General features: G+C 66.6%; 8 protein-coding genes. All 8 read left to right on the top strand.

All coding sequences use genetic code 11. The annotated features are described in order from the left end of the window. On the top strand, positions 1-198 hold a 198-nt coding region (locus AC0L3K_RS07825; RefSeq protein WP_473365734.1), incomplete at its 5' end, for a hypothetical protein. Positions 199-205: 7 nt separating this feature from the next. Continuing rightward, complete coding sequence (locus AC0L3K_RS07820) at positions 206-1,750, top strand: sugar ABC transporter ATP-binding protein (RefSeq protein ID WP_007593248.1); 1,545 nt, start codon at positions 206-208, stop codon at positions 1,748-1,750. Further along, on the top strand, positions 1,747-2,739 hold the full coding sequence (locus AC0L3K_RS07815; RefSeq protein WP_007593247.1) for an ABC transporter permease: 993 nt from the start codon (positions 1,747-1,749) through the stop codon (positions 2,737-2,739). The genes AC0L3K_RS07820 and AC0L3K_RS07815 overlap by 4 nt, the downstream gene beginning before the upstream one ends. Continuing rightward, the gene (gene yjfF / locus AC0L3K_RS07810; protein ID WP_007593246.1) at positions 2,736-3,716 is read left to right on the top strand and encodes a galactofuranose ABC transporter, permease protein YjfF; all 981 of its coding nucleotides are present in this window, start codon (positions 2,736-2,738) and stop codon (positions 3,714-3,716) included. Before AC0L3K_RS07815 ends, yjfF begins: the two co-directional genes overlap by 4 nt. Beyond that, positions 3,713-4,492 (top strand): FadR/GntR family transcriptional regulator, encoded by a 780-nt coding sequence (locus tag AC0L3K_RS07805; protein ID WP_007593245.1) that lies wholly within the window; start codon positions 3,713-3,715, stop codon positions 4,490-4,492. Before yjfF ends, AC0L3K_RS07805 begins: the two co-directional genes overlap by 4 nt. Beyond that, a complete protein-coding gene (locus AC0L3K_RS07800; RefSeq protein WP_007593244.1) occupies positions 4,489-5,415 on the top strand; it encodes a Gfo/Idh/MocA family protein in 927 nt (308 codons plus the stop codon). The genes AC0L3K_RS07805 and AC0L3K_RS07800 overlap by 4 nt, the downstream gene beginning before the upstream one ends. A gap of 2 nt (positions 5,416-5,417) precedes the next feature. After that, positions 5,418-6,494: an aldose epimerase family protein gene (locus tag AC0L3K_RS07795; RefSeq protein ID WP_007593243.1), complete on the top strand. Its 1,077-nt coding sequence runs from the start codon at positions 5,418-5,420 to the stop codon at positions 6,492-6,494. After that, on the top strand, positions 6,494-7,372 hold the full coding sequence (locus tag AC0L3K_RS07790) for an SMP-30/gluconolactonase/LRE family protein (RefSeq protein WP_473365748.1): 879 nt from the start codon (positions 6,494-6,496) through the stop codon (positions 7,370-7,372). The genes AC0L3K_RS07795 and AC0L3K_RS07790 overlap by 1 nt, the downstream gene beginning before the upstream one ends. The last annotated feature ends 54 nt before the right edge of the window (positions 7,373-7,426 follow it).

Genomic DNA, 7,426 nt, shown 5'->3' with positions numbered 1-7,426 from the left:
TGCAACCACACGGCGGCCACGCTTAAACGGCCCGCCGATGACCCCCACAACATCAACCCCCCCACCACGGCCCGCGGTTCCTCCGGCGTGGACGCCGCCGGCCGGCCGGGTTCCGCCAGCCCGGCGATCCCGCTCGAAACCGCTGCGCGAACGAACAGGCTCCGTGTCCGCATCGTCGGCGGGCGCCGCTGGGAGTGAATTTGTGATGGAGAACAGCCCGCATTCCGCGGCTTCCCTGCTGGAGGCGCGCGGGATCAGCAAGAGTTTTGGTGCGGTACGCGCGTTGCAGCAAGTCGACTTCACGCTGCGCGCTGGCGAGATTCATGCGTTGCTTGGCGAGAACGGCGCCGGCAAGTCCACGTTGATCAAGGTGATCACCGGCGTGTTCCCGCGCGATGCTGGCATCGTCAGGCTCGGCGGCGAAGAGGTCGCGCCGCGCTCGGCCAAGGCGGCGCTTCAGGCCGGCATCGCCACCGTCTACCAGGAGGTCAATCTGCTGCCGAACCTCTCGGTGGCGCAGAACCTGTTCCTCGACCGGCAGCCGATGCGTTTCGGCATGGTGCGCGAAGGCGAGATGCGCCGCCGCGCCAAGGCGCTGCTCGCGGATTTCGGCCTCGACATCGACGTATCAGCGCCGCTTGGCAATTATTCGGTGGCGATCCAGCATGTCACCGCAATCGCGCGCGCTGTCGATCTCTCGGCGCGTGTGCTGATCCTGGACGAGCCGACCGCGAGCCTCGACCGCCATGAGGTCGAGATCCTCTTTCGCATCATGCGTCAGCTTGCCAAGCGCGGCATTGGCATCGTCTTCGTCAGCCATTTCCTCGACCAGGTCTACGAGATCTCCGATCGCATCACGGTTTTGCGAAATGGTCGCCTGGTCGGCGAGCGCGAGACCGCGTCGCTGTCGCGACTCGAGCTGATCCGGATGATGCTCGGCCGCGAGCTGGCCGAGACCACCAGCGCGCGGGCCGCGACGCGCGAGCATCAGGCCCGCGAAGTCTGCGCGAGCTTCGAGAGCTATGGCAAATCAGGCTATGTCGCGCCGTTCAATCTCGAGCTGCGCCATGGCGAGGTGGTCGGTCTCGCCGGCCTGCTCGGCTCGGGCCGGACCGAGACGGCGCGGCTGGTGTTCGGCGCCGAGCGCGCCGATCGCGGGCAGGCGAGGGTGGAAGGCGCGCCTGTCCGGCTTCACTCGCCGCGCGACGGCGTGCGCCACGGCTTTGGCTATTGCCCTGAGGAGCGCAAGACTGACGGCATCGTCGCCGAGCTCACCGTGCGCGAGAACATCGTGCTCGCGCTCCAGGCCAAGCGCGGTCTGCATCGGCCGCTGTCGCGACGCGAGCAGGACGAGATCGCAAGCCGTTACGTCAAGATGCTCGACATTCGCCCGCCCGATCCGGAGCGTCCCGTCGGCCTGCTGTCCGGCGGCAATCAGCAGAAGGTCCTGCTGGCACGGTGGCTTGCGACCTCCCCGCGGCTCCTCGTGCTGGACGAGCCGACCCGCGGCATCGACGTCGGCGCGCATGCCGAGATCATCCGCCTGATACGCGAGCTCTGCGACGACGGGCTTGCGCTGCTCGTGATTTCCTCCGAGCTCGACGAGATCGTGACCTATTCCGATCGCGTGGTGGTGCTGCGCGACCGCGCTCATGTCGAGGAACTCGCGGGCGAGGCGATCGACGTCGGCAACATTCTCGCGGCCATTGCCGCCGATAGCGTCGCCGTTGCGCTTGAGGCTCACACATGACAGCGCTGCTGCCGCGCCGCGGCCTTGCCCAGATCCTCGCATTGATCGTCATCCTCGCGGTCGATCGTGTGGTGTCGCCGCAATTCTTCGATCTGCGCCTCCAGGATGGACGTCTGTTCGGCAGCCTGATCGACGTGCTCAATCGCGGCACGCCGGTGGCGCTGCTCTCGCTCGGCATGGTCCTGGTGATCGCGACGCGCGGCATCGATCTGTCGGTCGGCGCGGTCATGGCGATCTCGGGCGCGATCGCGGCGAGCCTCGCCGACAACCACAGTCTGGCCGTGGTGCTGGCGGCTGCGCTCGGCGCGGGCCTGATCTGCGGATTGTGGAACGGATTTCTCGTCGCGGTGCTCGGCATGCAGCCGATCGTGGCGACCCTGATCCTGATGGTGGCGGGACGCGGCATCGCTCAGCTCATTACCGAAGGCCGCATCGTGACCTTCTCCTCGCCCGATTTGGTCTGGCTCGGCAACGGCTCCATCCTCGGCGTGCCGGTGCCAGTCGCGATTGCGCTTGGCATGTTGATGCTCACCGGCGCGGTGGTGCGAGGCTCGGCACTTGGGTTACTGATCGAAGCAACCGGCGGCAATGCGCGGGCGAGCGAGCTTGCCGGCGTCGGCACGCGCGCGATGATTTTGGCGGTCTATGTCTGGTGCGGCGTTTGCGCTGCGCTTGCCGGTGTCATCGCGGCGGCCGACATTATGGGCGCGGATGCCAACAATGCCGGCCTCTGGCTCGAGCTCGACGCCATCCTCGCGGTGGTGATCGGCGGCACCTCGCTGTTCGGCGGCCGCTTCAGTCTCGTGCTGGCCGTACTCGGCGCGCTGATCATCCAGACCATGAACACCGGCATTCTGCTGTCGGGCTATCCGCCGGAGTTCAATTTGCTGGTCAAGGCGATGGTGGTGCTCGCCGTGCTGCTGCTGCAATCGCCGAAGCTGTCCGGCTTTGCCGGAATCGTGACGCGGCTGCGGGGGACCAAGGCATGAAAGGCCTGCCGCCCGTCCTCATCACGGCGATCGTGCTCGTCGCGGGATTCGCGCTTTGCGCGATGCAGTTTCCCAACATCGCCTCCACCCGCGTTGTCGGCAATCTCCTGACCGACAACGCCTTCCTCGGCATCGTCGCGACGGGCATGACCTTCGTCATCATTTCCGGCGGCATCGATCTCTCGGTCGGCTCGGTGATCGGCTTCACCACGGTGTTCGTCGCGCTGGCGATCGAGCGCTGGGGAATGCCGCCCCTGGTCGCCTTCGTCGCCATCCTCGCGCTCTCGGCCGCCTTCGGAGCGGCGATGGGCGCGGTGATCCATGTCTTCGATTTGCCGCCTTTCATCGTGACGCTCGCCGGCATGTTCTTGGCCCGGGGTGCCAGCTTCCTGCTCTCGACGGAATCGGTGCCGATCACAGCACCGGTCTATTCCACTGTGTCGGACTTCGCACTGCGAGTACCCGGCGGTGGACGGCTGACGGCGGTCGCGATCATCATGCTTACGATCGTGATCGGCGGCGCATTGCTGCTGCAGCTCACCCGGTTCGGCGCCAATGTTTATGCGCTCGGCGGCAGCCGGGCGACCGCGAGCCTGATGGGTGTCGCCGTCGGCAGGATGACGGTGAAGATCTACATGCTGTCGAGCCTGCTCGCCGGCATCGCCGGCATCGTCTTCTCCTTCTACACCAGCGCCGGCTACTCGTTGTCCGCGGTTGGCGTCGAGCTCGACAGCATCGCGGCCGTCGTGATCGGCGGCACGCTGCTCACGGGCGGGCAGGGCTCGGTGATCGGCACCTTCCTCGGGGTGCTGATCCAGGGCATGATCCAGACCTACATTAATTTCGACGGGACGCTGTCGAGCTGGTGGACCAAGATCGCGACCGGGGTGCTGCTGTTCGCCTTCATCGCCTTGCAGCAGGGGTTGGTCGCGCTCGCGCGCCGGCCCGTGGCAAAGCGCGCGGGAGCAGTCTCATGACCACCTCGCGCATCCTTGTCATCCCGACGCGCCGGGCGCACTCCAATCACGCGGAGGTGGCCCGCTCGATCGGCGTCGACATCATTGCCGGCCGCTACGCGGAGGGAACGCGCCTGCCTGGCGATGCCGAAATGATCGCGATGTTCGGGGTGTCGCGACCGGTGCTGCGCGAGAGCGTGAAGACGCTGGTGGCCAAGGGCCTGCTCACAACCAAGGCGCGGGTCGGCACCGTCGTGCGCGAGCGCGTCGCCTGGAACATGTTCGACGCCGACGTGCTGGCCTGGCACCTGGATGCCGGGATCGACAAGCGCTTCCTCAATGACCTCGCCGAAATCCGCCTCGCGGTCGAGCCGCGCGCGGCCGCGCTGGCGGCGGCGCGGCGGTCGGAGCAGGATCTCTCCGAGCTCCGTCGCTGCATGGAGCGGATGCGGCTTGAAGCCTCCGACTCCGTTGGCTTCGCCGATGCCGACCTCGCGCTCCATGTCGGTGTGGCGCGCGCCTCCGGAAATCTGTTCATGCGCTCGATCGGGCACGTCATCGAGGCTGCGTTGCGCGCCTCATTCCTGCTCAGCGCACCGGTCGAACCGGAGGACCGCGACACTGTTCTGCTCTGGCATCAGAAGATCGTCGATGCCATCGCGGACGGTGATGCCACGACTGCGTCGGAGGCGATGGTCTACGTCATTCACAACGGCATGCGCCGCCACGAGGGTACAGTGATCGAGACTGTACCGGCCGAAGCGCTGCCGTCCGCGGAAGCTGGAGAAAGATCGTGACTGAACTTCGCATCGCCATCGTCGGCTTCGGCAAGATCGCGCGGGACCAGCACGTCGGCGCCATCGCAGCGGTTCCCGGCGCGACGCTGGCGGCCGTCGCCAGCCGCAATGCCTCGTTGCCGGATCTGCCGCATTTCGCGACCATCGAGGAGCTGCTGGAAAAAGGTCCGCCGATCGACGCGGTCTCGCTCTGCACGCCGCCTCAAGTGCGCCGCGCCCAGGCCGTCGCAGCGCTCAGGGCCGGCAAGCATGTCATGCTGGAGAAGCCGCCCGGCGCCGGCGTTGCCGAGCTCGATCCGCTGATCGCGATGGCCGGTGAGGCCAAGCGAACGCTGTTTGCGACCTGGCATTCGCGCCATGCGCCGGCAGTCGAGCCGGCGCGCGAGTGGCTCGCCGCGCGCCGCATCCATTCCGTGCACATCAACTGGAAAGAGGACGTCCGCGTCTGGCATCCCGGGCAGGCGTGGATCTGGGAGCCGGGCGGGCTCGGGGTGTTCGATCCCGGCATCAATGCGCTGTCGATCCTGACCAGGATCCTGCCGAAACCTGTGTTCGTCACCGCGGCCGAGCTCGCCTTCCCTGCCAATTGCCAGGCGCCGATCGCCGCGAAGCTGACGCTGACCGACATCGACGGCCTGCCTGTGGCCGCCGAGTTTGATTTCCGCCAGACCGGGCCGCAGAGCTGGGATATCCTCGTCGAAACCGACCAGGGCCGGATGACGCTATCCCGCGGCGGCAGGATCATGGCGATCGACGGCAAGACCGTTGCCGAGGCGCCCGATGAGGAATATCGGGAGCTTTACCGGCGCTTCGTCGCGCTCGCCGCTACAGGCGCGAGCGACGTCGATTTGGCGCCGCTTCGTCTCGTCGCGGACGCCTTCCTGCTCGGCAGGCGCACGATCGTCGAACCGTTTGTGGATTGATCATGGCTGGATCGAAAACAGAAAGAGACGTCTTCGGAACGCTGCCGGACGGCCGCAAGGTGGACCGCATCGTGCTGCGCGGAGAGGGCGGGTTCGAGGCGCGCATCATCACCCATGGTGCAGTCTTGCAGGCCTTGAGCGCGCCGGACGCCAAGGGCGGCTACGACGACGTCGTGCTCGGCCATGACGCATTCGCCGGCTATCTCGCCGAGCGAAAGTTTTTCGGCGCCACCGTCGGCCGCTACGCCAATCGCATCGCCAACGGACAATTTTCGCTGGACGGCGAGACGGTGCAGCTTCCCGTCAACAACGGTCCGAATGCGCTGCATGGCGGCCTCGACGGCTTCGACCGCAAGCTCTGGGACATTGCGGAGATCGACGATGGCGCCAAGCCCGCAGTCACGCTGACCTACACGAGCCCGCATGGCGAGGAAAACTTTCCCGGTCGGCTCGATGTGCGCCTGACCTATCGCGTCACCGGCCCGGCCGAGCTATCCCTGACCATGGAGGCGCGGACCGACCGGCCGACCATCGTCAACCTGACCAACCACAGCTTCTTCAATCTGGAAGGCGCGACATCAGGCACGCCCATTCTCGATCACAAGCTGACGGTCGCCGCCGGGCATTTCCTCGCGATCGATCCCACCGCCATTCCGTTGCCGGAGCCGCCGCGCAGCGTTGCCGGCACGCCGTTCGACTTCCGCGAGCCGCGGGCCGTCGGCGAGCGCATCCGCGAGAGCGACCAGCAATTGCGCAACGGCAGGGGCTACGATCACACCTACAGTCTCGCGCGTGATGGCAAACTTGCGCTCGCGGCGCGGCTGGAGGGACCGCGCTCGGGGCGCATCATGGAGCTGCTCACCAATCAGCCCGGTCTGCAGGTCTATTCGGGTAATTATCTCGACGGCACGATCTCGGGCAAGGGCGGCAAGCTCTACCGGCAGTCCGACGCGATGTGCCTGGAGCCGCATATCTGGCCGGACGCACCGAACCGGCCGGATTTCCCGAGCCCGCGCCTAGCGCCGGGCGAGGTCTACCGCCATCACACGGTCTATCGCTTTGCGGTGAGGAGGTCATGATGGAACAGGTGCCCACCTCGGTTCTTTCGGACGATCCTTGCCATCTCGGCGAGGGGCCGACCTATGACGTGACCACGGACACGGCCTGGTGGTTCGATATCCGCGAGGGGCGACTGTTCGAGGCGCAGCTCGCCAGCGGCAGCATTCGCGTTCATGCGCTGGGCCGGATGGCGAGCGCACTTGGGCGGATCGACGCCGAACGGCAGTTGATCGTCGCGGAAGACGGGCTCTATGTCCGCAAAATCGCCGATGGCGCGATGACGCTGATCTGTCCGCTCGAAGCCGATAATCCCGCGACCCGTTCCAACGATGCCCGCGTGCATCCCTCCGGCACGTTCTGGATCGGCACCATGGGCCGCAAGGCGGAAGCAGGGGCAGGCGCGATCTACGCGTTCCATCACGGCGAGATCTCGATGCTGTTTCCGCGCGTCAGCATTCCCAACTCGATCTGCTTCTCGCCCGACGGCACCACCGGCTACTTCGCCGATACTGCGCGCGCGGTGCTCTACGCGGTGCCGCTCAATCCCACGACCGGCCTGCCGCGCGGCGAGCCGGAAGTGCTGCTGCGCCACACCGGCATCGGCGGTCTCGATGGTTCGGTGTGCGACGCCGACGGAAACATCTGGAACGCGTGCTGGGGCGCTGGCCGTATCGACGTCTACTCTCCGCAAGGCGAGCGGCTGCGCTCGATGAGCGTGCCGGCAAAGCAGGCGAGCCGCCCCGCTTTTGTAGGCCCTGATCTGTCGCGTCTCCTCGTCACCTCGGCCTGGCAGGACATGGATGCGGCGGCGCGTGCCGCCGATCCGCAAGCCGGCTACACCTTTCTGTTGGAGGCATCCGCGCGCGGTCGCGCGGAGCCTGACGTCAAGCTCGCATAGGAGGCTCGAAGCCGCACACCACCAAAGTTCTCGGCGACACGAAAAAACAGTCTG

The organism is Bradyrhizobium sp. MI1.10 (genome assembly GCF_055811035.1).
Note: the sequence above shows the minus strand (reverse complement) of the source record. Positions and strands in the feature narration are given on the sequence as shown.